24 protein-coding genes are annotated in these 24,174 nt (G+C 41.1%); 13 read left to right on the plus strand and 11 right to left on the minus strand.

Annotated elements, in window-relative coordinates; translation table 11 throughout:
* Positions 1-9 precede the first annotated feature (9 nt).
* The gene (locus tag H6G69_RS25395; RefSeq protein ID WP_190691893.1) at positions 10-660 is read right to left on the minus strand and encodes a sigma-70 family RNA polymerase sigma factor; all 651 of its coding nucleotides are present in this window, start codon (positions 658-660) and stop codon (positions 10-12) included.
* A gap of 247 nt (positions 661-907) precedes the next feature.
* The gene (locus tag H6G69_RS25400; RefSeq protein WP_190691894.1) at positions 908-1,471 is read right to left on the minus strand and encodes a PadR family transcriptional regulator; all 564 of its coding nucleotides are present in this window, start codon (positions 1,469-1,471) and stop codon (positions 908-910) included.
* Positions 1,472-1,574: 103 nt separating this feature from the next.
* Between H6G69_RS25400 and H6G69_RS25405 the strand changes: the two genes are divergently transcribed.
* Entirely contained in the window at positions 1,575-2,066 is a 492-nt protein-coding gene (locus H6G69_RS25405) for a DUF4188 domain-containing protein (protein ID WP_190691895.1), read from the plus strand.
* Between the two features lie 156 nt (positions 2,067-2,222).
* Positions 2,223-2,600: a 2TM domain-containing protein gene (locus tag H6G69_RS25410; RefSeq protein ID WP_190691896.1), complete on the plus strand. Its 378-nt coding sequence runs from the start codon at positions 2,223-2,225 to the stop codon at positions 2,598-2,600.
* 18 nt (positions 2,601-2,618) lie between these two features.
* On the opposite strand, the gene H6G69_RS25415 is transcribed toward H6G69_RS25410, so the two are convergent.
* The 6 genes from H6G69_RS25415 to H6G69_RS25440 all read right to left on the minus strand — a co-directional run bounded on the left by H6G69_RS25415 (position 2,619) and on the right by H6G69_RS25440 (position 7,814).
* On the minus strand, positions 2,619-3,995 hold the full coding sequence (locus H6G69_RS25415) for a DUF2330 domain-containing protein (RefSeq protein WP_190691897.1): 1,377 nt from the start codon (positions 3,993-3,995) through the stop codon (positions 2,619-2,621).
* A 14-nt stretch (positions 3,996-4,009) separates the two neighbouring features.
* Complete coding sequence (locus H6G69_RS25420) at positions 4,010-4,867, minus strand: RnfABCDGE type electron transport complex subunit D (RefSeq protein ID WP_190691898.1); 858 nt, start codon at positions 4,865-4,867, stop codon at positions 4,010-4,012.
* A gap of 204 nt (positions 4,868-5,071) precedes the next feature.
* Entirely contained in the window at positions 5,072-5,635 is a 564-nt protein-coding gene (locus H6G69_RS25425) for a TetR/AcrR family transcriptional regulator (protein ID WP_190691899.1), read from the minus strand.
* A gap of 155 nt (positions 5,636-5,790) precedes the next feature.
* Positions 5,791-6,270: a GNAT family N-acetyltransferase gene (locus H6G69_RS25430; RefSeq protein ID WP_190691900.1), complete on the minus strand. Its 480-nt coding sequence runs from the start codon at positions 6,268-6,270 to the stop codon at positions 5,791-5,793.
* Positions 6,271-6,295: 25 nt separating this feature from the next.
* Positions 6,296-7,432: an AI-2E family transporter gene (locus H6G69_RS25435; RefSeq protein WP_190691926.1), complete on the minus strand. Its 1,137-nt coding sequence runs from the start codon at positions 7,430-7,432 to the stop codon at positions 6,296-6,298.
* A 190-nt stretch (positions 7,433-7,622) separates the two neighbouring features.
* Positions 7,623-7,814, minus strand: a complete 192-nt coding sequence (locus H6G69_RS25440) for a hypothetical protein (RefSeq protein ID WP_190691901.1) — start codon at positions 7,812-7,814, stop codon at positions 7,623-7,625.
* A 323-nt stretch (positions 7,815-8,137) separates the two neighbouring features.
* On the opposite strand from H6G69_RS25440, the gene ftsH reads away from it, so the two are divergent.
* The 8 genes from ftsH (at position 8,138) to H6G69_RS25475 (ending at position 16,882) form a co-directional block, all read left to right on the plus strand.
* Positions 8,138-10,060, plus strand: a complete 1,923-nt coding sequence (gene ftsH, locus H6G69_RS25445; RefSeq protein ID WP_190691902.1) for an ATP-dependent zinc metalloprotease FtsH — start codon at positions 8,138-8,140, stop codon at positions 10,058-10,060.
* A 679-nt stretch (positions 10,061-10,739) separates the two neighbouring features.
* Positions 10,740-11,516: a class II glutamine amidotransferase gene (locus tag H6G69_RS25450; RefSeq protein WP_190691903.1), complete on the plus strand. Its 777-nt coding sequence runs from the start codon at positions 10,740-10,742 to the stop codon at positions 11,514-11,516.
* 346 nt (positions 11,517-11,862) lie between these two features.
* Positions 11,863-13,008: a sulfate ABC transporter substrate-binding protein gene (locus H6G69_RS25455; protein ID WP_190691904.1), complete on the plus strand. Its 1,146-nt coding sequence runs from the start codon at positions 11,863-11,865 to the stop codon at positions 13,006-13,008.
* Between the two features lie 113 nt (positions 13,009-13,121).
* A complete protein-coding gene (gene cysT, locus H6G69_RS25460; RefSeq protein ID WP_190691905.1) occupies positions 13,122-14,000 on the plus strand; it encodes a sulfate ABC transporter permease subunit CysT in 879 nt (292 codons plus the stop codon).
* Positions 13,987-14,832 (plus strand): sulfate ABC transporter permease subunit CysW, encoded by an 846-nt coding sequence (gene cysW / locus H6G69_RS25465; protein WP_190691906.1) that lies wholly within the window; start codon positions 13,987-13,989, stop codon positions 14,830-14,832. Before cysT ends, cysW begins: the two co-directional genes overlap by 14 nt.
* A gap of 137 nt (positions 14,833-14,969) precedes the next feature.
* Positions 14,970-15,236: an NIL domain-containing protein gene (locus tag H6G69_RS25470; RefSeq protein ID WP_190691907.1), complete on the plus strand. Its 267-nt coding sequence runs from the start codon at positions 14,970-14,972 to the stop codon at positions 15,234-15,236.
* 503 nt (positions 15,237-15,739) lie between these two features.
* Positions 15,740-15,871 carry a hypothetical protein gene (locus H6G69_RS34500; protein ID WP_277883461.1) on the plus strand — a complete coding sequence of 44 codons (132 nt, stop codon included), beginning with the start codon at positions 15,740-15,742 and terminating at the stop codon, positions 15,869-15,871.
* Positions 15,872-16,048: 177 nt separating this feature from the next.
* Complete coding sequence (locus tag H6G69_RS25475; RefSeq protein ID WP_190691908.1) at positions 16,049-16,882, plus strand: hypothetical protein; 834 nt, start codon at positions 16,049-16,051, stop codon at positions 16,880-16,882.
* Positions 16,883-16,924: 42 nt separating this feature from the next.
* On the opposite strand, the gene pheT is transcribed toward H6G69_RS25475, so the two are convergent.
* The 3 genes from pheT to H6G69_RS25490 form a co-directional block, all read right to left on the minus strand.
* The gene (gene pheT / locus H6G69_RS25480; protein ID WP_190691909.1) at positions 16,925-19,357 is read right to left on the minus strand and encodes a phenylalanine--tRNA ligase subunit beta; all 2,433 of its coding nucleotides are present in this window, start codon (positions 19,355-19,357) and stop codon (positions 16,925-16,927) included.
* A gap of 192 nt (positions 19,358-19,549) precedes the next feature.
* Positions 19,550-20,101, minus strand: coding sequence for a hypothetical protein (locus H6G69_RS25485; protein ID WP_190691910.1), 552 nt, complete (start codon positions 20,099-20,101; stop codon positions 19,550-19,552).
* Entirely contained in the window at positions 20,101-20,733 is a 633-nt protein-coding gene (locus tag H6G69_RS25490) for an AAA family ATPase (RefSeq protein WP_190691911.1), read from the minus strand. Before H6G69_RS25490 ends, H6G69_RS25485 begins: the two co-directional genes overlap by 1 nt.
* Before the next feature lie 177 nt (positions 20,734-20,910).
* On the opposite strand from H6G69_RS25490, the gene H6G69_RS25495 reads away from it, so the two are divergent.
* The 3 genes from H6G69_RS25495 (at position 20,911) to H6G69_RS25505 (ending at position 24,174) form a co-directional block, all read left to right on the plus strand.
* A complete protein-coding gene (locus tag H6G69_RS25495; RefSeq protein ID WP_190691912.1) occupies positions 20,911-22,290 on the plus strand; it encodes a cytochrome P450 in 1,380 nt (459 codons plus the stop codon).
* A 363-nt stretch (positions 22,291-22,653) separates the two neighbouring features.
* Positions 22,654-23,007, plus strand: coding sequence for a hypothetical protein (locus tag H6G69_RS25500; RefSeq protein ID WP_190691913.1), 354 nt, complete (start codon positions 22,654-22,656; stop codon positions 23,005-23,007).
* Between the two features lie 525 nt (positions 23,008-23,532).
* Positions 23,533-24,174: a hypothetical protein gene (locus H6G69_RS25505; protein WP_190691914.1), complete on the plus strand. Its 642-nt coding sequence runs from the start codon at positions 23,533-23,535 to the stop codon at positions 24,172-24,174.

Consider the following 24,174-nt stretch of genomic DNA (forward strand, 5'->3'; position numbering starts at 1 on the left):
TGACAAAGTTCATAAAATACCTTCTGATTCCGCAAATTTTCGCAAGCGTGGCACACATTGACGTTGATAAAAACTGCTTAATGTCGGTACAGGTAGTCCAAATTCTTCAGACAGTTCTTTCCAGCTAACTTCAGGAGGTAAGCGTTTGAGAATTAATATCTGACAATTTACATCAGGGCGACCTTTAATGTAAGTGTTACGTAATTCTCCGTCGGCATCAGTTTTGACCCATAACTCTACATTTTCGAGAATAGGCGGTGCTTGAGGAGTAGCGGGAAGATTCTCTACAGGGTTAATCATCTCACTATCACCACTTAAGCGAGACTGACGTGCTATCAGAGGTACTGTGATAGCTTGTTCTCGATGTTGATTGAGATAAAAATCTTGGAGCCGGCGTTTTAAATAAGCATTTAGCCAGGTAATGACTGTACCATGAGTAGGGTCATAAGTCTGACCTGTTAAACCATCACAAATATTACGACAGAAATATAACCAAGTTTGTTGCAGCGCATCTTGATAATAAGGGGTACTTTCCCGCCAAAGTCTACCTGAAGTTAGACGAATGATTTGCGTTAGCAACTTCTGGCGTTGCGGACTCCCGGGTGGGTATCCGCAAGCTTGGATAACTAAATTGCGTAACTCTTCATCAAGTTCCATCATGGCAATTTCGGCAACAAAAAAGCAAGAATATAATAAGTATTGCTTACAAAGGCGCTTCAATATTCACCTTGTCAGAACTTAGGTATAAACGTTAGTTGTTGAGATGGATATAAGTAAGTCGGTGTAAATAATTATTGTTGGAATAAGGCAGGGAGCAGGGGGAAAAAGCGTTTGAGGCTTATTTACTTTTATTCACATAGTTTGGTTTTATTGCATCGACTTACTTAAGTGTATGTTTGTAAGGGTTTTACTTGCTAGTGTTTTCCTCATCTCGCAAAAAGGAAATGATTTCGGTACACCAAGCTAGCCATCCTTGTTCATAGTGAATACCACGTCTTAAGGTGATATAGATAAATTTCATCTGTGTGGATAGTTTTTGCGGATTTTGAAAAAATTTGGTGGCAATTTCTTGATATATCGCTAGTTTTTGTTGATGTTCTTGATAGTGGGTTTCTAGCTTGGCCAAAATAATTTCACTCTTCACTAAATATCCAGCATAAAGCTTGACGAGTAAATCATCTTTAAGGGGGGTAGTTGTTTCGGCTGCGACTATCCATTCACATAACTGTTGTTTTCCTAAAGCTGTGACTGAATAAATCCGTTTGTCTGGACGGTTTTCTTGAAAGACTTTTTCAGCTTGCAACCAACCTTTTTCTTCTAAGCGATTTAATTCTCGATAAATCTGCTGGAAACTGGCTTCCCAAAAAAATCCGACTGAACCTTCTACAGATTGATCAAACTTTTTAGCTAGGTCATAGCCACTACAAGGGCTATCTATTAACACTGACAAAATTGCATGGGCTAGGGCCATAGTTTTTTGTTGACATATTCACATAGTTGAATATATCATTATACTTATATTCAACTATATGAATAGTAAAATAATTGAGTATAAAATTTGGGGGAATCTAGTGATGACAACTGTAATGCCAGGCCGCTTTACTGCTGAGGTTGACTCGCCTTTTGTAGTTTTTTTAATTGGAATGCGTGTCAATCAGTTTTGGTCTTTGTCGAAGTGGATACCTGTGGCTCAAGCAATGGCTCCGATGTTGAAAACGCTGCATGAACATCCAGAAAAAGGATTTTTAGGTGGAGAAAGTTTCTTTCGTTTGTCTCCCTTGTCTACACTGATGGTGTCATACTGGCGATCGCTAGAAGATTTAGAACACTTTGCTCGTAATCCTTCAGATCCGCATTTATCTGCTTGGCAACGCTTTAATAAAGCTGTGGGGAATGATGGCAGTGTGGGAATTTGGCATGAAACTTACATCATTGAACCAGGACACTACGAAGCCATCTATGGCAATATGCCAGCCTTTGGGTTAGCCGCCGCCACAAAACCCGTTCCCATCACTAAGCGCACTGATACCGCTAGGGCAAGAGTAGAACGAGCCAAGCAATTTTAAGCGATGAGAAAAATTGAAAATAGAAAATAAATGAAAAAGTTCTGACGGCACAAAACTTTGGCTTAATTTGCACAATGATGGCGAGAGAGAGAACACCTAATAGCGATTTTTGCTAACTTGGTCACACTTTTAAATGGAATCTAGGAGCATAAATCTATGACTTCTTTTCGCTCAGAAGATGTGCAACAAATTCTTCAGCGAGCAATGGCTGATCGACAACAAGAAGAGTTTTCGCAACAGCAATTACAAGAAATGGCAGCAGAGCTTGGCATTTCATTTGCTAGCTTACAAACTGCTCAAAAAGAGTGGCAAAAAGAAAAAGAATTAATAAAAAGACGGCAAGTTTATCATGCTTACCGCCTGCAAAAAATTCAGCCACATTTAATTAGCTATATTGTGGTGAATGTATTTTTAATTGTGTTGAATTTTGCTACTACACCTAACTACTTTTGGGCAATTTATCCTCTTTTAGGTTGGGGATTAGGCTTGGGTATACACATATTAAGTGTGTATCTGCAAAAAGATACTAAATAAGGTTAGTAATTGCTGCAACTACATTCCTAGCCAAGATAAGAAATTTTCCCACCAAGAGTAATTGAGATTACTAATACTCAACTTCATTTTTTGGCGAATATCTTGGATATTCCAGTTAGTTAACTTAGCCAAAGTTTGAGCTTCTTGTTCAAATCGCTTGGGTAAAGACCGCTTGTATTCTCTACCCGCTTGACATTTGAGTTCGCCCGTAAAAGGATGTTGTAAGATGTATCTACCTTGAAAAGATTCGCGGTTAGAGGTGGCTTGAAATATGGGATCTTCAGGAAATTTGTCACGAGTGTAGCGAATATGTAAGCGGCTGATAAATACACTGCTACTAATAGGAAATGGACGGCGGAAAGTTGCTGAAGGCACATCATCCTCGGAATTATTATCTAACCAAAAGACACCTGCTTGTTTTAATTCTTCTTGGTTAAGTGGTTCGGCGGAACAAGGATCGCAACTACTCATATCCCAAGCATATTCTAAGAAAGCCACCTTTCTATCTTCTTTAACGTATGCAGTTTGGAACATGGATTTGTAGAAATCACTAAATTCATTTTTGACAAATACAGGAATATTGGCATCTGAAGGAACTTTGACTGTACGGTAGTTAGTGATTTCTGCTTGTCCTTTGGGTGAGAGAACATAAACAATCAAATCTTGGGCAGAGTTGGCATTAATCATGCCTAACCGAATCGGCAAAATGAATTTTGGTGATTGATAAGAAATTTGTAACGGACGTAAAAATTGATAACCAGATTCCTCATATTTATTAAGGTTGACTTTAGCAACAAAGAATTTCATCCCAGAGCGGACATAAGGTTTAAGTAACTGTTTTGCGCCTCTAGGAATTTTATAACCATTGCGATTGAGCCAAGTTTCGAGTCCGCCTGATTCTTTGGCACTTAAAATCACAATGTCGTATTCACCAACATTAAAACGTGCTTCGACTGTTACACCAAATTCACTTAAACTACCTCTAGGGAGTCCGCCGGAACCGACGGCCGGGGCTGGCACAGCTTCTTGATATAACCTATTTCTGTCGTCTTCAGCACAAGGATCGGAATCGAAGTATTCTACTAAGCGCGGCGCACTAAAAGCGTCTAAACGCTCGACAATTTTAGGAGGAGCAACGCGCACTTGCTCTTTTTGAATGACAGTTGGCACAGGTACAACCATTGCAAAATCTTTGACTTCACCTTTGAAGTCATTGGCCATAGTTAAAACGGTGCGATCGCCATCTCGTGCCAAGACTACCTGAGATGTTTGATTATATAATTTACTATCTGCTTTGGCTACATAAAATCCACAAAATGCCCAAGCTGTTGGCGCAAAACAAAACACGCCGATTAATGCTACAAATACTGAAATTATCAGTCGCATTTTTTTCATTTCATACCTCTTTTTTAAAGTGCTGAGTTTTGAATTAGATTTTCTGCTGGTGTTTCTTTGTTGCTTGGTTCTAACCAAGAAAATCTCGACGATGACCAGAAAAAATCAATCACAATAGTCAATGGTGCAAGCGCGAACAGTGACCAAAAAACTGCGGTGGAAATGAAGAAATTATTTCGCAGGATAAAAGTCAGGCTGGCAATGCAAATAGCCCAAATTACCCGCCCAATTCTGGCGTTAGGAATTGAACGTGGATCTGTGACCATAAACAATGCAAATAGCAGCAAGGAACCACTCATTAACCGATGCCAGTAAACATCCCATGTCCAACCTAGCCACAGGTTACGTATGGCTTCGAGCATTGAGTAGGAACCTAAAAAAGCGGCTGTGGTATCCCAACGACCAATGCGTTGCAGAATCATCCCACCTGTGCCAGCAAATAACAATCCATACCACCACTCTTCACCCCACTGTCCTGGTGATACCCAAGCATCAGAAGTCAGAATTAAGGCAGAGATAATGCCAAAGTTGGCAGGATTGAAAAAATGCTTATCGCCAACTTTGAACAGAAATTTACTAGCAATGGCGCAGACTGCCGCTAGTGCCATTGTTTGCCAATGATCAGCCCGCAACAGCAAACTGAGTCCCAGGGAAGTAATCAATGCACTACGCAGATTTAGTTTTTGTTCTGGCGGATTGGTGGTTGACCAATGATTTATGATTATTGACAAAAGCCACTGGGTTGATAAACAACAAGCTATCGCCACACAAATCATTTCTGGTCGCAGTGTCCAGTCCCTGGTGTTGATTCCCAAGGCTAGAAACGAACCCAGAAATAGAATTTGATAGTCCCGTATATCTTTTAGCAACATTACTGCTGTATTCAGGGATTACCCGTAGATTTCACACTAATCTAGTCGAGTCATTGCCCAAATACTATTGCTGTTACAGATTTTGTTACAAACAGGCAATTTATCAAAGCCAAATTCAGCAGTCAAAAGCCAATATGTAGAAGCGAAGTGGCTTTTTCGGCTTTCTCTGCGGTCTTGATGATGAGTATTTAATCTCACACGATATTATTCTTGAGTCAGTTTTAGCAGAGTTTCCATGACTTGCTTTTGCAAAGATTCATCTGGGACTCCTAAACCAAAGATGTGGATGAAGGCTAAACCATCAAGTGCTAGACGAATCACCGTTGCCAATGCCGGATCAATTCCTGTGCTTTCGATTTGCTTTTGCCGATCAGCAAAGTGTTTTTGAACTGGCTCAAGTAATTCTGGATTTTCTGCGATCGCCGCTAACAAACTAAAATGAATGGCAATACATTCAGGATCAAGCTTTTTATATGAACGAATATAAGCTCTTAGCCAATGCCCTGGTTGATTAGGTGCATCATCTTGTTCTAATTCATACTCTAGTGACAATAATTTGTCATCAATTAGTTCTTGTAACATCCCAGAAATCAAAGCTTCTTTGTTGGGAAAGTGATAAAGTAATCCACCTTTACTGACACCCGCTTCACGGGCTACAGCCTCCAACGTCAATCCCTTAGCACCTTGTGTTACCATTACTCGTCCTGCTGCTTCTAACAATGCATTACGGGTCACAGTTGCAGATTTTGTTTTTTTGCTAGCAGTCATAGAGTTAATTATGGAACTAGATAAATTGTCTAGTAAAGACAACTTATCTAGTAATGAAACTATTTTGAAGTTAGGTTTCTGCTGTTAATGTACTGTTTAGTACACTAAATTTATAATACCGTCTGGACGGTATAGTGTCAACTAAGTGCGGATTGTTATGCAGAGCTTTTCCCAAATGCTTTACGGAAAATGATCTTGTCATCTCCTGCTTTGTAGAACTCCCGAATCCGAGCTTCCTCGTCATAACCATTCTTGCGATAAAATGATCGGACATATTCAAAGCTCTCAAGACCGGACGTTTCTACTAACAGCACACGTTCACCGCGATCTGCTAGTACTTGTTCAACATAACGAAGCAGGACACCACCACGTCCTTGTCTTTGACGCTCTGGGTGAATAGCAATCAGATAGAGATTCCATGTCCCTTCGGTCATTCGTTCCGGTGCAACATACGCCACGCCTACTACCCCATGATCATCGTCGGTAAACCACAAGTCTTGACTTTCCAGTTCGCTATTGAAGTGTTGCTCCAGCATTTGGGCGAGTTCCTCGGTTTGATTTGGCTCGAATAACCCAGATGCTTCTGCCAAAGCGATCAAAGCAGGTGTGTCACCGGGCGTAATCTGTCGAATCATAGGTTTTTGGTTAAGGAATACTTGTTCAAGATTCTTCTTGTGGTAACTGATCATCATCTGATGGTGCGGGATGAATCGTGGGAGTTTCTTTGGGGTGCGTAGAATCAGAAACTATCACTAACTCTGTTTCTTGTGGATGATTGTGTCTCCATTCATCCAATACATCTTTGATGAGAACTTCTTGTACCCAAATTTTGGCGACAACTGTTAAAGGTAATGCTAAAAATAAGCCTAAAAAGCCAAAGAAGGTAACAAAAAATAGTTGAGAAATTAATGTTACGGCTGGCAATAATGACACTTGCTGTGCCATGACATAGGGTGTAATGAAATTACTTTCAGCTTGTTGAATAATAAAGTAAAGAATTAAAACAGCAAGAGATTTCCAAGGCGCATCTAATAAAGCGATCGCCATTGCCGGAATAACACTCATAGTCGGGCCAAGGTTGGGAATTAAATTTAAAAATCCTGCCAAAACTCCTAAAGCTAAGGCAGCCTTAACACCCAAAAATGACAAGCCAACAACACTCATCAACCCCACTACACTCATGGCAATTAAAGCACCTGTGACCCATCCGCCTAATGAGACTTCGCATTTATCTAAAATGCCGTCTACACGCCTGCGATAAAACGAAGGAAACAGCCGAATGAATACTTTGCGGTAAGCGATGGGATTAGCTAACAACATCCCTGTTAATACCAACACCAATAAAACCTTCAGGACAACTTCTAAAGAACCAGAGACAAATGCAAAAGAACTGCCTAAGGCACGATTGACAAAAGGCTGTGCTTGTTGAATCAGACTATTTAAATCAGGGATGTAAGGAACCAACTGATTAGGAACTTTAGTTTCAACTTCATCCATCCAACTATTAAAGCGTTCTAAACCTTGGGGAACTCTGTAAGTTAATTCATGAAATTGCTGGGCAAAGGGAGGTACAATCAACCAGAAAAAGCCCACAACAATAGCAAAAAAGACACCCACTGATAAAAGTACAGCAAAGCCACGCTTCATTCCCAGGCGTTGCAAGAGTTTTGCGAGTCGATTTAATGTAGTTGCTAAAACTACTGCGGCAAACATCAGCAGCAAAACTTCTTTGATTTGCCACAAGATATATAAAGATAGAACTATGGCGATTAAGCCGATCCATTGACCAAGATTCACAGGCTGACTCCCAGCTGTTGTTGTGATGTTTATAGCAATTCGTGTAGAAGTTGTGAACATTAGCTGTTTGCCAATCCACGACTTCTTCAAGAAGTCGCAGATTGAACTTCTCACGAATCAATGACTGCTATATTTTCTGGTGATGCAGTTAGGTTAGCTGATTTTGGTAATTACGCCCAGAGGATGAAAGTTAAGTTTGCTTTTGAGTTTGGAATCGCCATAGTAATGCGATCGCCATAATTACAGTAGGTGACAAAACTAAAATTAAGGCATTCGTCACCGTTGCCGGAATTGGCGCGCTTGGTAGCACGTATTTCATGAGTAGAGAAAGTACAGCAGACACTACAAGTAGCTTGGCAATAAAAATTAGCTGATTTTCCATAGCAGTACGGCAATTCACCTTTTTCTGTAGGGTATACCCGAATTTGGGGTCAAAGCAGTAGTCTCTACAATATTCATATAAATACACATTTCAGGAACTAGTACAAAAAGTAGGAAGTATCAAGGCTGAAGTATGAAATGAAAAAAGTTTTACCGTCAGCTTTTCAGCGATTGAGTATGAGTGCTTTATCTACGCCGAGATGTACTAGTAGACTGTGCGCTGCACTCCGAGATGAACTGAGTGATGGGTCATTGTCCTGAGTCATTGGTCACAACAAAAGACAGATGACCAATGGCAAATTCAAAATTGAGGATTACACGAAAATGCCTGTAGACAAAAATAACAAAACACCAATCAAACAGCCGCGCATCCGGCAGTTTGGAGGTAGTTTACTAATTCTGGTTACTCTGTTATTACTACTTAATTTTATTGTTCCTAGTTTTTTTGGCACACGATTACCGCAAGTGCCTTATAGTGACTTTATTACTCAGGTACAGCAAGGTAAGGTAGATCGGGCGGTTGTAGGAAGCGATCGCATAGAGTATTCGATTAAAACTCAAACCCCCGATGGCAAAGCTAGCGAACAGGTATTTGCGACTACGCCAGTCGCCCTGGATTTAGATTTACCAAAAATTCTCCGCGAAAATAACGTGGAGTTTGCTGCACCATTACCAGACCAAAATGCTTGGATTGGGACACTCCTAAGTTGGGTTGCGCCCCCATTAATTTTCTTTGGGATTTGGGGCTTTTTAATTAATCGCCAAGGTGGTGGCCCGGCTGCACTTACAGTTGGTAAAAGCAAAGCCCGCATTTATTCAGAAGGTAGCACCGGGGTAAAATTCCCTGATGTGGCTGGGGTAGATGAAGCTAAAGCCGAACTCGAAGAAATTGTCGATTTCCTCAAGAATGCGACGAAATACACCAACTTAGGCGCGAAAATTCCCAAAGGTGTATTGTTGGTAGGGCCTCCCGGTACAGGTAAAACATTACTAGCAAAAGCGATCGCTGGGGAAGCAGGTGTTCCTTTCTTCAGCATTTCTGGTTCAGAATTTATTGAATTATTTGTTGGTGTCGGTGCGGCGCGGGTGCGCGATTTGTTTGAACAAGCTAAACAGCAAGCACCTTGTATTGTCTTCATCGATGAATTAGACGCGTTGGGTAAATCTCGCGGTGGTGCGGGTGGATTTGTCGGCGGTAACGATGAACGCGAACAAACCCTCAACCAATTACTCACGGAAATGGATGGCTTTGATGCCAACACCGGAGTAATTATCATCGCTGCAACGAACCGTCCTGAAGTACTAGACCCGGCTTTGCGCCGTCCTGGTCGCTTTGACCGTCAAGTGGTGGTCGATCGCCCTGATAAAATTGGTCGAGAAGCAATTCTCAAAGTTCATGCACGGAACGTTAAACTAGCGGATGATGTTAACCTCGCCACCATCGCCATCAGAACTCCTGGTTTTGCCGGTGCAGACTTAGCCAACCTCGTCAACGAAGCCGCATTGTTAGCCGCAAGGCAAAATCGCCCAGCTGTGACAATGGCAGATTTCAACGAAGCAATTGAACGGGTGGTGGCTGGTTTAGAAAAACGCTCTCGCGTACTCAACGAAACTGAGAAGAAGACCGTCGCTTATCACGAAGTTGGTCACGCCATTATTGGTGCGTTAATGCCTGGTGCGGGTAAAGTCGAGAAAATCTCCGTTGTTCCCCGTGGTGTTGGTGCTTTAGGTTACACTATTCAAATGCCGGAAGAAGACCGGTTTTTGATGATTGAAGATGAAATTCGCGGTCGCATTGCCACCCTATTAGGTGGACGTTCCGCCGAAGAAATTATTTTTGGCAAAGTCTCGACAGGTGCAAGTGACGATATTCAAAAAGCCACAGATTTGGCCGAACGCTACGTCACTTTGTATGGGATGAGCGATAAACTTGGCCCTGTTGCTTTTGAGAAAACCCAACAGCAGTTTCTTGATGGTTACGGTAACGCCCGCCGTTCCATTAGCCCCCAAGTCGCGCAAGAAATTGACAACGAAGTAAAACAAATAGTAGATAATGCTCACCATATCGCTTTAAGCATTCTGCATGAAAACCGCGACTTATTAGAAGAAACTGCCCAAGAATTATTGCAACGCGAAATTCTCGAAGGTACAGATTTGCGCGATCGTCTTAAGCAAGCTAAAGCACCAGAAGAACTAGCAGAATGGTTTCGTTCCGGTAATGTAGTGGCAGATAAGCTGCTGATTTAATAGACTTTTTTGAAAACTCCAAAGCCAGATTTTTCCAGGCTTTGGGGCCAAACTTTGATGTCTTCGTTAAACCGCAGCTATAGGAATCCGGTTTGATTTCTGAATCTAGTTTAGGACTTACGCACAGCCTACGGAAAATCGAACCACAGAGACGCAGAGTTCACGGAGAAATGAGAGTTTGAGAGTTTTTTTGCGTAAGTCCTATAGTTGTGTAAGTAAGGAATGGAGAATGGGGAGTAGGAAAGAAGATTAATCTGGGTTTACTGATTTTTTTATAAATCAAATATGAGTCTTATATCTTCTAGAAATTTTAGAGTATCTGTAGAGAATATAGTAAAAATTTATCGAAATAGAACCATTAAATTGATATAAATATTTTAATAAAAATACTTTTTGGCACTTTTTGAACTGAAAATCTTTTCCATAGTGTGTTTTTAATACCATATATAGGACTCCTATTTGAGTTTGGAAATACACGTAGGATGTGTTAGCAGCAGTGTAACAAATCCACTGCAAAGCTTTTGGTGCGTTACGGCTTACGCCGAACACAACGCCCTATGCTACAAGTCGGCAGAGCTACCCAACGCAGTTGCTCCCCTACACATACTGGAATTTTTTCCCAAATCAAATCTGATTCCTATAGAAAACTTTAGTCTGAGAAAACTGATTTTTAGTAATTATGTGCCAACTGCTAGGAATGAACTGCAATGTTCCCACGGATATTTGCTTTTCTTTTGAAGGTTTTTCTGCTCGTGGAGGAAAAACAGACGATCATAGCGATGGCTGGGGTATTGCGTTTTTTGAAGGAAAGGGATGTCGATTATTTTTAGATGACAAACCTTCTGTGACATCACCTATCGCGGATTTAGTACGACGCTACCCCATCCGTTCTACCCATGTAATTGCTCATATCCGTAAAGCTACTCAAGGAGAAATTGCGCTAAGAAATTGTCATCCTTTCCGCAGAGAACTGTGGGGAAGATATTGGGTATTTGCTCACAATGGTAATTTGCCTGATTTTAATCCTCCCAATCAAGGCTTTTATAAACCGGTGGGTGATACAGATAGTGAAAAAGCATTTTGTTTGATATTAGAAACTCTACGTGCTGCTTTTCCTGAAGGTGAACCACCACTAGAAAAACTTTATTCTGTGTTGTTAAAAGTTACTACTGAAATTGCAGCAGTTGGCGTATTTAATTACCTGCTATCAGATGGCGAGCATTTTTTTGCTCACTGTTCTACAAAACTCAGTTACATTGTGCGTCAAGCACCTTTCGCTGCGGCGCACTTAATCGATCAAGATATGACTGTGGATTTTCGGGAGTTGACTTCTCCAAGCGATCGCGTCGCTGTAATTGCCACTACCCCACTCACAGATAATGAAGTATGGACACCTATCCAACCAGGGGAATTGCTGGCTTTTCAAGATGGTTTACCCCAGCAATATACCCTTTAGTTGTTTGTCACACAATTTTAGATTGACACCACAGATCAATCTGGGGGTCATAACATCAAGTTACTATGGTCAACAATATTATACTTAGCCCGGCGAGTTCCTCATTTTCAAGCAATTTGCTTGACACAAGCAGTTGCTGATTTTCATCAGCTTTGAATACTTGGAAGCAAAAAGTATTTTTAATTGCCAAAAGAACTGATAAAATTCTCCATATTTTCGATAGAGAATATGAAGTTTTTATTTGGGTTTGCGGTTATACATTTCCACAAATGCGATCATCTAGTAACATAAACCATGTATAACTAAATTCCCATCAAATTACCGTAGTTTCTGCGGAGGAGAGAAAATGAGTGCGTGGCAGCGTCCCCTAAAACAATTACAACTTATAACTCAATACAGACCATATAGGTTCAGACTCAATTCAATCAAAGGTTTTATATCGCTGACATTGGTAGGAGCGATTTTGAGTGTGGTGCTGGCCGCCTGCTCTGGGGGAAATGGTAATAGTTCTGGCAGTGGTACACAGTCTGCTAGTCCCGTTGCAGCGAATAAATCGAACGTGGAACTCACCTTAGTTTCCTTTGCTGTAACTAAAGCTGCTCACGAAGCTATCATTCCCAAGTTTGTCGAAAAGTGGAAACAAGAGCATAACCAAACTGTCACCTTCAAGCAAAGTTATGGTGGTTCTGGTTCGCAAACTCGCGCTGTCATCGATGGTTTAGAAGCGGATGTAGTTCACTTAGCGTTATCTGGAGATACGCAAAAGATTCAAAAAGCCGGACTGATTGAGGCAGGATGGGAAACTAAAGTTCCCAATAACGGTATTGTATCGAAATCAGTTGCAGCGATCGTGACTCGTGAAGGTAATCCGAAAAACATCAAGACTTGGACAGATTTAGCCAAAGACGGCGTAAAATTAATTACAGCTGACCCAAAAACATCTGGTGTAGCAAAATGGAACTTTTTAGCACTGTGGAATGCAGTAGTTAAAACTGGTGGAGATGATGCTAAAGCTACCGAATTTGTCACCAAAGTGTATAATAACGTACCGCTTTTAACGAAAGATGCCCGTGAAGCAACTGACGCATTTTTCAAGCAAGGCCAAGGTGATGCTTTAATTAACTACGAAAATGAAATTGTCTTAGCAGAGCAGAAGGGCGAAAAAGTAAATTACCTTGTCCCTGATGTCAATATTTCTATCGATAACCCAGTGGCTGTGGTAGATAAAAACGTTGACAAGCATGGTACACGCGAAGTAGCAGAAGCTTTCGTGAAATATCTTTATACTCCAGAAGCACAGCAAGAATTTGCCAAATTGGGATTCCGACCAGTTGATGAAACTGTAGCCCAAACCAAAGAAGTCAAAGACAAGTTCCCCAGCGTTAAAACATTAGGCACAGTACAAGATTACGGTGGTTGGGGTGAAATTGACAAGAAATTTTTTGCTGAGGGCGGTGTTTTTGACAAGATTCAAGCCCAAAAGAAAAAGTAAATAGTCAAGAGTCAATGGTCAAGAGTCAATAAACAATAAACGGACATCAAGGCTTTATTGTTCAACGACAAATGACCAATGACAAATCACACAGGATAAATTGATATTTTTTTATGGCTGTATCTTCCCCGTCATCACCTCAAGACATTGTTGCTGAAACTCCTGTTTGGAAGAAATTTCTGCATCAGTTGATTAATTTGCCTTGGACATGGCGCATTACTTTGGCATATCTAACAGTAATGTTGTTTTTGCCAATAGCCGCTATGTTCTTAAAAGCTAGTACAGAACCCCCTGCTAGATTTTGGGAAATTGCCACTAGCGATGTTGCTTTAGCAACTTACAACGTAACCTTTGTGACATCCATAGGGGCAGCGTTACTCAATGGTGTATTTGGGACTTTAATTGCTTGGGTTTTAGTGCGTTACGACTTTCCTTTAAAAAGGATAATTGATGCCACAGTAGATTTACCCTTTGCCCTGCCAACGTCTGTAGCGGGTTTAACATTGGCAACAGTTTACAGCGATAATGGCTGGATTGGTTCACTGTTAGCACCCCTGGGAATTAAGGTATCTTTCACTCGTTTGGGTGTAGCAGTAGCGATGATCTTTATTTCCCTACCTTTTGTAGTCAGAACTGTGCAACCTGTATTGCAAGAAATGGAACATGACATTGAAGAAGCAGCTTGGTGTTTGGGTGCTTCCCAATGGCAAACCTTTTGGAAAGTGATTTTACCACCATTATTTCCGACAATTTTGACAGGTATTGCCTTGGGTTTTTCCCGTGCAGTTGGGGAATATGGCTCAACAGTAATTATTTCTTCTAATACACCCTATCAAGATTTAATTGCGCCTGTACTGATTTTCCAGAGATTAGAGCAGTATGACTATTCTGGCGCGACTGTAATTGGCATGGTGTTACTGACAATTTCTTTAATACTGCTGTTGGCAATTAATTTCTTACAAGCGTGGGCGAGAAGATATGACAATAAATGAGCCAAGATTTAATCCCAAACAACAGAAAAGTTGGGTTCCGATAGTTTTAATTGGCATTGCCATTGGTTATTTAGCTTTAATTCAATACATTCCCGCAATTAATGTTTTTGTCCAAGCCTTTAAAAAGGGAATTGGCCCATTTTTCGCTAACTTGACTCATCCGGCTTTTCTTCATGCAGCTTGGCTAACTTTTATCTTAGCTTTGATTGCTGTGCCATTAAATACAGTATTTGGTTTGTGTGCAGCTTGGGCGATCGCGCGACATAAATTTCCCGGTCGTGCGATAGTTTTAAGTATTATCGACCTTCCCTTTTCTATCTCTCCTGTGGTTGCAGGGTTGATGATTGTCTTACTCTATGGCAGAAATGGCTGGTTTGGGCCTTTTCTCCAAGCACATGATATCAAAATTATCTTTGCCTTTCCGGGGATGGTGCTGGCGACAGCTTTTGTGAGTATGCCCTTTGTCGCACGAGAAGTCATCCCTGTATTAGAAGAGTTTGGTAGTGACCAAGAAGAAGCTGCTAAAACCTTGGGTGCAAAAGATTGGCAAATATTTTGGCGTGTGACTTTACCCAGCATTCGTTGGGGTTTACTTTACGGCTTAATTTTGACCAATGCTAGAGCAATGGGTGAATTTGGTGCTGTTTCTGTAGTTTCCGGCAACATTGCTGATAAAACCCAGAGTTTACCTCTATTTGTAGAGGATGCTTACAAACAGTATGAAACTGAAGCCGCTTTTTCTGCTGCTGTCTTGTTGGCATTCCTAGCAGTAGTTACCCTTATACTCAAGGAAATTTTAGAACGTAAAACCCGCATCAAAGATGTTGAGTGAAGTGTGAAGTATGAAGTATGAATTCAAAAGGCAAAGGCAAAAGGTAAAAGGCAAAAGGCAAAATAAATATAGTCTTTTACATTTTTACTTTTTACTTTTTACTTCTTGTTCCCTATTCATCAAAGGCTAATTTTGATATGGCTAGCGAAGAAACCCTTAAATCTAAACGGATACGGGTAAGAATTCCCAAAGACTATCATCAAGAACCTGTGATTTCGCACTTAGTTTCAGACTATGGTTTGACAGTGAATATTACTGCGGCAATTCTAGGAGCGAATGCTGTAGGTGATGGTTGGTTTGACTTAGAGTTAACAGGAACCGATATAAACATTCAAGATGGACTGAACTATCTTCAAGATTTGCAATTAGAAGTCTGGGATGATAGTCAAACAGGTGCTTGGTAAGCAAGGTAAAAGGCAGGGGGTAGAATAATTTTAGATTGCCGTTTAGATTGAAAGATTGTCATAATCTAAAATCCAAAATTGATTCACTCTGCACTCAGCACTTTCAAGTCGTCCTCACCTATACGTTGACTGTTATATTACTTAAGAAAATTTGCTAATCGTAAAAATACCAACCATTACTGGTTTTAGAGATTTTCATCATAAAACTAGTATATTTACGGAGATGGTTTACTGATGGTTCGGATAAACTTGATTAACTCCTGAGTTATTACCTACTTATTTTTACATAGTAGTATTAATTCTGTAATTACCTAACCGTTGCACCTACTCGCTAGGTGCATTTGTTTTTTCAGTATTTTACTTAGGGCTTGCTGAAATATTCCTTTGGTTGGAGCAACACGAGGACAACTGAAGTCGCGCGCCATTTGCTTCAAGTCGGGGAACCCGCCCAACGCAATGGCTTGGCTACACAGTCACAACCCACCTGCGCGGGTTAAAAAACTTTGATTTACGTTAGTCCGCGTGGTGCGCTTGGCGCAGCGCAGGCGCGTTTGTATAGCCGATTCCCTTACTGGCGTACAAATTCTATTCGTTGGGGTTGGGTGCAAGATATTTATCAGCATATCTTTCTCTAGTTAGAGGACAAAAACTCTTCAAAAGATAGAAGAAAAAATAAATTTAAAATCATAAGCTATCTACATAAATTGATTAGTGTGTTCAGATTATTTGAAATCAAAAATAAATAAAAATAAGTTAGAACTAATCAGTTGCTAACTAATCATATATATATGCCAAAATTTATGGAGATTTTTATGATGAATATCAGGGATAAAAAATATAAAAATTGTCTGCAAAAATTAAGAAAAAATCGAGGTGCGATCGCTATATCTTTAATGGCTATCATACTTCCGGCTTGTAGTTATAATGAACCCCAAGCTCTTACGCCGACAACACCACAACAACTGCAAAATCAAGTGAGTCGAGAAGTTGTAGACCAAGAGGTTGTGGAAGAAAAAGATAAAACAGATGAACTCATTGGGAAAACTGTCACTATTAGAACTCAACCGATTAGATTAGTTGGGCCTACTAGCTTTACTGTCAGAGATGAAAAATTAATTGAGGATAAAGATATTCTCATTGTTAATGCTACTAATCAGCCTTTTACATTACCAAGTAGCAATAATATACCAATTCAAATTACTGGACAAGTACGTAAATTTGACCTAGACAAAATCAATCAAGATTATAATTTGGATTTACAGGTTGATTATTACAGAAATTATAATAACCAACCTGTAATTGTTGCTAAGTCTTTAGCTTTATCACCTGAACCTGGTGAACTGAGTAGCAATCCCAGCCCATATTATGGAAAAAAGCTGACAGTAACAGGTAAAGTGGAAAACATTAATAGTGCGATCGCCTACACTTTAGATGAAGATAAGTTATTCGGTGGTGAAGATTTACTAGTATTGCATACCCAGCCCCAAGCTAAAGTAAAGCGGGGAGAACAGGTGGCTGTCACAGGTGTACTGCGTCCAATGGTAATTGCTGATTTACAAAGAGATTACCAACTTAATTGGGATGCAAATTTACAGAAGCAACTAGTAGCAAAGTATCGTAATAAACCTGTATTAGTAGTTCAGTAGAGACGTAGCAATGCTACGTCTCTACAAGGTGGTGTGTGGTTTCTAACTTCTCAAGTTAACGCCGAATTTTTCTACCAAGGCTTCGCGCACTTTGTTGTGTACAGGTTCAACCTCGGCATCGGTGAGGGTGCGATCGCTTGAGCGATATACTAGGCGAAAGGCTAAACTGCGTTGTCCTTGGGGGACGTTTTCGCCGCGATATTCATCAAAGATTTCGACAGATTCCAGTAAGCCCTTACCTGCTTTGGTAATGGCTTTTTCAATTTCTGATACCGAAACTTTGACTGGGGCAAAAAAGGCGATATCACGATCGCTCGCTGGGTAAGTAGAATAAGTTTTGAATGCAGGAATCAGGATTTCATCTTGGTCTAAAGCATCCAGCAGTACATCTAAATCTAACTGGAACAAGTACACCGAATCAGGTAAACCTTTTTCTCGCCGCAGTTGGGGATGTAGTTGTCCAAATACGCCCAGTCGGTTTCCACGTATCCACAAAGAAGCAGTGCGTCCAGGATGTAAACGCTCATCCCGACAATCAGGTTGATATTCTACTTGTATGCCCAATTGCTGAAAGACACTTTCGAGAACGCCTTTGGCTTCAAACCAGGTCATCGGTTGTTCGCGTCCACCTTTTGACCATTTGCCGAGGTTTCTGTCTCCTCCTAAGATACCAGCGATCGCATCGGCTTCTTGCAAACCGTCTTCTTCTTGCCAAAAAATGCGCCCTGTTTCAAAACCGTTGAGAGAACCGTTACCTTGTTCTAAATTGTATTGAAAAGCATCAATCAACCCAGCAATTAAATCAGTGCGTAATGCCGAATATTCGCTAAATAAGGGGTTACTTAATACTACCTGGCGATCGCTTCCTGGTTTAACTAAAGAATAGTGAATTAACTCTGTCAAGCCTGCTGCCCGTAGCGAAGCGCGTAACTTCCGCAATAATTCTTGGTCTATTGGCAAATAGCCAGCTTCCGATTTTTGGGGCAAAGTATCACAGAAATTGTCATAGCCGTAAAGACGAGCAATTTCTTCAATTAAATCAATTTCTCGTTCTAAGTCACGATAACGATAGGGTGGGACAGTCACATTCCAAGCGCGTTCTCCCGAAGGAGTTAGCTGACATCCCAGGGCAGATAAAACCCTGACAACATCTTTTTCTTGTAATTCGCCTGTCTCTTCACCTAAATCAATTGGCCCTAACACTTCATTAACTCTATCTAAACGTAGGGCAATTGAACGACTCCACGTCGCAGGATCAGGACGGGTATCTGCAATTTCTTGATGGACAATGACACCGTTAGCTAATTCGCTAATTAAAGCTAACGCTCGACGACAAGCAATTTCTAATTCTGCCCGGTTCACGCCCCGTTCGTATCTCCCGGAAGCTTCACTGCGTAACCCCACACTCCGAGAAGAACGGCGAATAGCAACGGAATCAAACAACGCGGCTTCTAAAACTAAGTTTTGCGAACCTTCATGGACTTCTGTTTCTTCTCCACCCATCACTCCCGCTAAAGCCACGGGTTTATCGTTAGCGGTGATTAATAAATTCTGTGTTGTTAGGGTGCGAGTTTGTCCATCTAAGGTTTTTAAGGTTTCCCCTTGATTCGCAAAACGCACACCAATAAAATTGCCATTACCAGAGACAGTTTGTAAACGGTCTTTGTCAAAGGCATGGAGTGGTTGTCCCCATTCCAACAATACATAGTTAGTAATATCAACAACATTACTTATTGGACGCACACCCGCAGCCCGCAGGCGTTGTTGCAACCACTCAGGCGACGGGGCAATTTTCACACCTTCAATAACTGTACCTATATAAGCAGGACAAGCTTGGGTATCGGCAATTTTTAAACTTAACTTACCTGCATTTTGAGTTACTTTTACTTCCCCAGGTTCGGGAATAGTCAGCTTACCACCAGTTAATGCTGCGACTTCCCGCGCTATGCCTACCATACTCAAAGCATCTGCGCGGTTAGCAGTCGCACTCACATCTAAAATCACATCATCTAAACCAAGCAACGGGCGGACATCACTACCTACTGGCAGATTTTCCTCAGGAAAAATATGTATTCCGTCCACCTCGCTAGGCAAACCGAGTTCTTTTAATGAACAAATCATGCCTTGTGAAGGGACACCGCGCAGTTTTGCAGGTTTAATTTTTAAATCAATGTTTGGTAAATAAGTGCCGACGGTGGCGACTGGGACGTAAATATCGGCCCGGACGTTGGATGCACCGCAGACAATATTTAAAGTCTCAGCCGCACCAATATGTACCGTACACACACTTAATTTATCAGCGTTGGGGTGGGGTTGACGCTCAAGCACTCTTCCCACAACAACGCCATTTGCCCAAGTGCGGCGGTCTTCAATATCTTCTACCTCAAACCCTGCCATTGTCAGGATATGGGCTAATTCTTCTGGGCTTAGTTTAACTTCTACTAGTTCCCGCAGCCAGTTTAGAGAAATACGCATGGAGTGTGCTTGTTTTAGGATTCGTCTTTTGCTTCAATTTTAGGGTGTCTGATTGCAATCGCTCATCACTGCATCAGGCTCACCCTTTTACTTGAACGATCCTACTACGACTTGAAAGTGCTGAGTGCTGAGTGCTGAGTTAAAGAATTTCCTTCTGCCTTCTGCCTTCTGCCTTCTGCCTTCTGCCTTCTACTAGTCATACAACCAAGTATTTGCTGCAAAATCATCTTTGGTTTCTGCTGGCATATCAGGTAATCTTTCCGGTGAACGGTGAGATTTTCGATAATCAACTACTGGCTTGTAACTTTCTTTGGGTTGCTGTTTGACAATGCTGGTTTTTGGTTGTTGTAAAGCTTTATTTTCTTCTATTAGTTGAGAATTTGCTTCGGCGAGTTGGAGTGCTGTTTTTTTGGTTTCCTCAAGCTCTTGTGTTAAGCGTTCTACAGATGTTTGTTGTTCGGCTAAAGCTGATTTTAGTTCTTTAATTTGCTTTTGTAGGTCTTTTTCTGTTGCCTGATTTTTTTCTAAAGTTGTTTGTAAATCTTTAATAGTAGCTTCTAAATCTGCTTTGGTAGGAGTATTCCGTTTTGCAGATGTTTCTGCTGTTGATTCTTCTGTAGCCGTTGTTTCTTCGACAACAGGTACAGCAGGTACTTCAATTGCACCTTCATCTTTGGCACTGTTTGGTGTTAATTTTTGTGCTTCTTCTTGAATTAAGTCAGAAAGATTTTGTTTTCTAGCCATTATTTCCTCCATTCACGCTGTAGTTCATCAGCCACGCGGCGATAGTCTGATTCCGCCTCCCAAGCATTTTTTCCTCGCCATTGATTAATGGCTACACCCTCTAGTGCGGCTCGTTCGTGAGCTTTATAGGTACGGATGAAGCCTTTAAAAACAGGAATACCGAGCTTTTGGAGAGTGTTTTGCGCTTCCATCGCTTCACCAATACTGCGCGCATCGACTTTAGTTAAGAGTACACGATGGGGAACTCCTGTGGGGACGACGGCTGATTTAACTGTGTCAATGAGAACAGCTAAATCCATTGCAGCTGGGGGTGTGGGTAAAACTATATAATCTGCGATCGCTACTACTGTTGCTAATGCTTCAGAGTGCAACGCTGGAGGCGTATCCACTACAACTAAATCGTAACCTTTTATTTTGCGTAAATTTCCTAAAAGTTGAGGATCTGTCTCTTGGGATAAGTCAAATCCCATATCTTTTTCATTACGTCCAAACCACCAACTGGCAGAACCTTGAATATCTGCATCTACCAGTAGTACTTTCTTCCGCTTGGAAAACTGTGCAGCTAAATTGATTGAGGTAGTCGTTTTGCCGACTCCTCCTTTACCGTTGAGGATAGTAACGATTTTTGGCACTGCTTACTTCCGACCCTGCCATACATACAAGAATATACCGCTTTGCGTGACCCACAGTCACAGAAAAACTCGCCAGAATAAAAAAGGCTGTGATGTAAAGAGGTTTTTCTCTTACACCCCTAAACCCTCTTTCAAGCTACCGATAAAAATAGTAACAATTAACTCTTACAAGCTTTTATGACAGTAAATTACAGTTTGCCTGACGGGCCAAAATTGCCTTACTGGCGAAGACTAATTAAGTTTATTGCTCAACCAATAGAGTATGTTGAGGACTTCGCCAAAGTTTACGGTGACAACTTCACAATTTGGAGTAACAGGGAAAATCAACTAGTATATTTCAGCCATCCCCAAGCGTTAGAGGAGATTTTTACTGCCGATCCTAGTTATTTTGAGACTGGTAGAGGCAACCAAAGTTTAAGATTTTTGCTTGGTGATAATTCGCTTATTTTACTAGATGGCGATCGCCACCAACGTCAACGGCAATTACTCACGCCACCTTTTCATGGTGAGCGAATGCGCGCTTATGGTCAAGCTATCCAAGAGATTACCCAACAAGTGAGCAGTGAGTGGGTCATAGGTAAGCCCTTTAATATCCGCGACTCTATGCAAGAAATCACCTTGCGCGTCATCTTACGTGTAGTGTTTGGTGTAGATGAAGGGCCAATATTTGAACAACTGCGGCAATTATTAACTTCTGTTTTAGATATTATGGGTTCGCCTTTAATGGCTATGGCAATGGTTTTTCCGTTTATACAAAAAGATTGGGGTGCATGGAGTCCTTGGGGTAAGGCTACACGCCAATTACGAGAAATTGATCAACTAATTTATGCCTTAATTCAAGAAAGAAAAGCTGAAGTCGGGCAGAATCGCCAAGATATCCTAAGTTTATTGATTTCTGCGCGTTATGATGACGGACAGCCAATGTCAGATGCCGAATTACAAGATGAGTTAATGACAATGTTGGTTGCCGGACACGAAACCACAGCTTCTGCATTGACTTGGGCTTTTTACTGGCTGGATACTTTACCAGACATTCGACAAAAGTTACTTCAAGAATTGCAGACTCTAGGATGGGAGACGGAACTAAGTAATATTGCTAAACTGCCTTATTTAACAGCAGTGTGCCAAGAAACTTTGCGGATATATCCTATTGTACCGACTGCTTTTTTTAGGGTGTTGCGATCGCCAATGGAAGTTATGGGTTACAACTTACCCAAAGGTACACGCATCATCCCTAGTATTTATTTAGCGCACCATCGCCCAGAAGTTTACCCACAGCCTAACTTATTCCAACCCGAACGCTTTTTAGAACGGCAATTTTCTGCTTATGAATACTTACCCTTCGGTGGTGGAAATCGTCGCTGTATTGGTTTAGCCTTTGCTCAGTATGAAATGAAAATTGCCCTAGCCACAATTTTGTCGCAGTATCAACTCTCTTTAGCCAACAAACGCCTTGTGCGCCCTGTAAGGCGGGGTTTAACTTTAGCCGCACCAAGCGGAATACGGATGATAGCAACACCGCAAGTTAAACCAGCGAATACACCCGTAGCTGTGTAGATTAATCACATAGCCATATTCAGATACCCGACTTTTTTCAAAAATCGGGTATCTTGTAACTGACAAAGATTACATAACTTAACAAATCAGAATATGAAATAAAACATTTTTTAAACATCCTTAAATTAATATTATGTTTCAATTACATATTTTTATCTTTCAATCTATTAATCAATCAGGGTCAATAACTGTCATTTAATTTATATGTGTGTATTTCCTAACAAAGTCTGAAAATCATTGACAGTCAATTTATACATTACATAAAATACTAATGGATGTAGAAAATATCTAATAGTAGAAGTTGCCAAAATTCTTGGCTGAATAAATAAAAATCAGCAACATATCAGCATTAGGATAAAACTCATGAAAGCTCAAATTACTGCTGCTTTGATAATTGTGGCGGCTGTTGCTAGCTTGGAGCTTCCGGTTAACGCTCAGTCAACAACAACCCCTAGCGTTAATGGGCAAAATTATAAAGTTACAAGTGATTCTCTAGAAGGAATTGGTGATAGAACAGCCCAAGAAGACTTTAAAAAGTTCTTTGAAGGAGGAAGTATAACTAATATTTCTAACAATAATCAGCCAGTCAAATCACAATCTAATAATCTGCGCTTAAATCAATCACTATCACTGCCTAGCACGCCTATTTATTTAGAGCCAGCCCAGTCTACAGATACTAATGACGGGTTACAAGTGCAATTAGATTTAGGGAGTTAAGAAAACAGAAGAAGTTGCTGCAAATTCACTCTACTAAAACAACAGTTCTATTGGATTTAGGAAATTATTCAATGAATACAGCAATCAGGGAATAAGGAACAGCGTCCTAGCTGCCACCTGTTCCCTATTTTCTGCTTTCTACTGACCAAAACGGGGTGTGGGGTGTAGGTTAGAGGTTTTTTTCCCACACCCCATAGGGCAATACAGTTCAGTTAAGGCAACAACTTAGACTGGTGTAGGTTGGGTGGAGGAACGGAACCCAACATTCACGCATACTTTGTTGGGTTACGCTATCGCTACACCCAACCTACTATTCTCTTAACTGACCAAAACGGGGTGTGGGGTGTAGGTTAGAGGTTTTTTTCCCACACCCCATAGGGTACAAGCCCCTGCTTTTCAGTATGGGGTTCCCTAAACCCTACACCCTTTTCATTCCCGCCCCAAGTCATCCTAGGTATCGACCGTAGCTTATGGTAGTTTTATATTGCAATATGTAAATTTATCTGATGACTGGAGAGCAAAACCTTGGGTATAGAACTACGCAGTTTCGTATTTCTTGACAGCTTGCAACCACAACACGCAGCCTATATGGGAACAGTAGCTCAAGGTTTTCTGCCCTTACCAGGAGATACATCACTCTGGATTGAAATTTCTCCTGGGATTGAAATTAATAAAATTACTGATGTCGCCTTAAAAGCTGCTTCTGTGCGTCCGGGAGTTCAAGTAGTTGAGCGCCTATATGGTTTATTAGAAGTTCATTCTGGTTCCCAAGGGGAAACGCGCACGGCTGGTCAAGCGATTTTGGAAACCTTGGGCGTGAGACGCGAAGAATGTATCAAACCGCGTGTAGTATCTAGTCAAATTATCCGCAATATTGATGCTTATCAAACTCAATTAATCAACCGCACCCGCCGAGGACAGCTATTATTAGCGGGGCAAACGTTGTATGTCTTAGAAGTTGAACCCGCAGCTTACGCCGCACTCGCCGCCAACGAAGCAGAAAAAGCTGCGGCAATTAATATTTTGGAAGTACAAGCCGTTGGGAGCTTTGGCAGATTGTACCTAGGTGGACAAGAACAAGATATTCTAGCAGGTGCGAGGGGAGCATTAACAGCAATTGAAAGTGTAGCTGGTCGGACAAATCCCAACAGTGGCCGCCAGGAGTAA

The organism is Nostoc sp. FACHB-110 (assembly GCF_014697425.1).
GTDB lineage: Bacteria > Cyanobacteriota > Cyanobacteriia > Cyanobacteriales > Nostocaceae > Nostoc_B.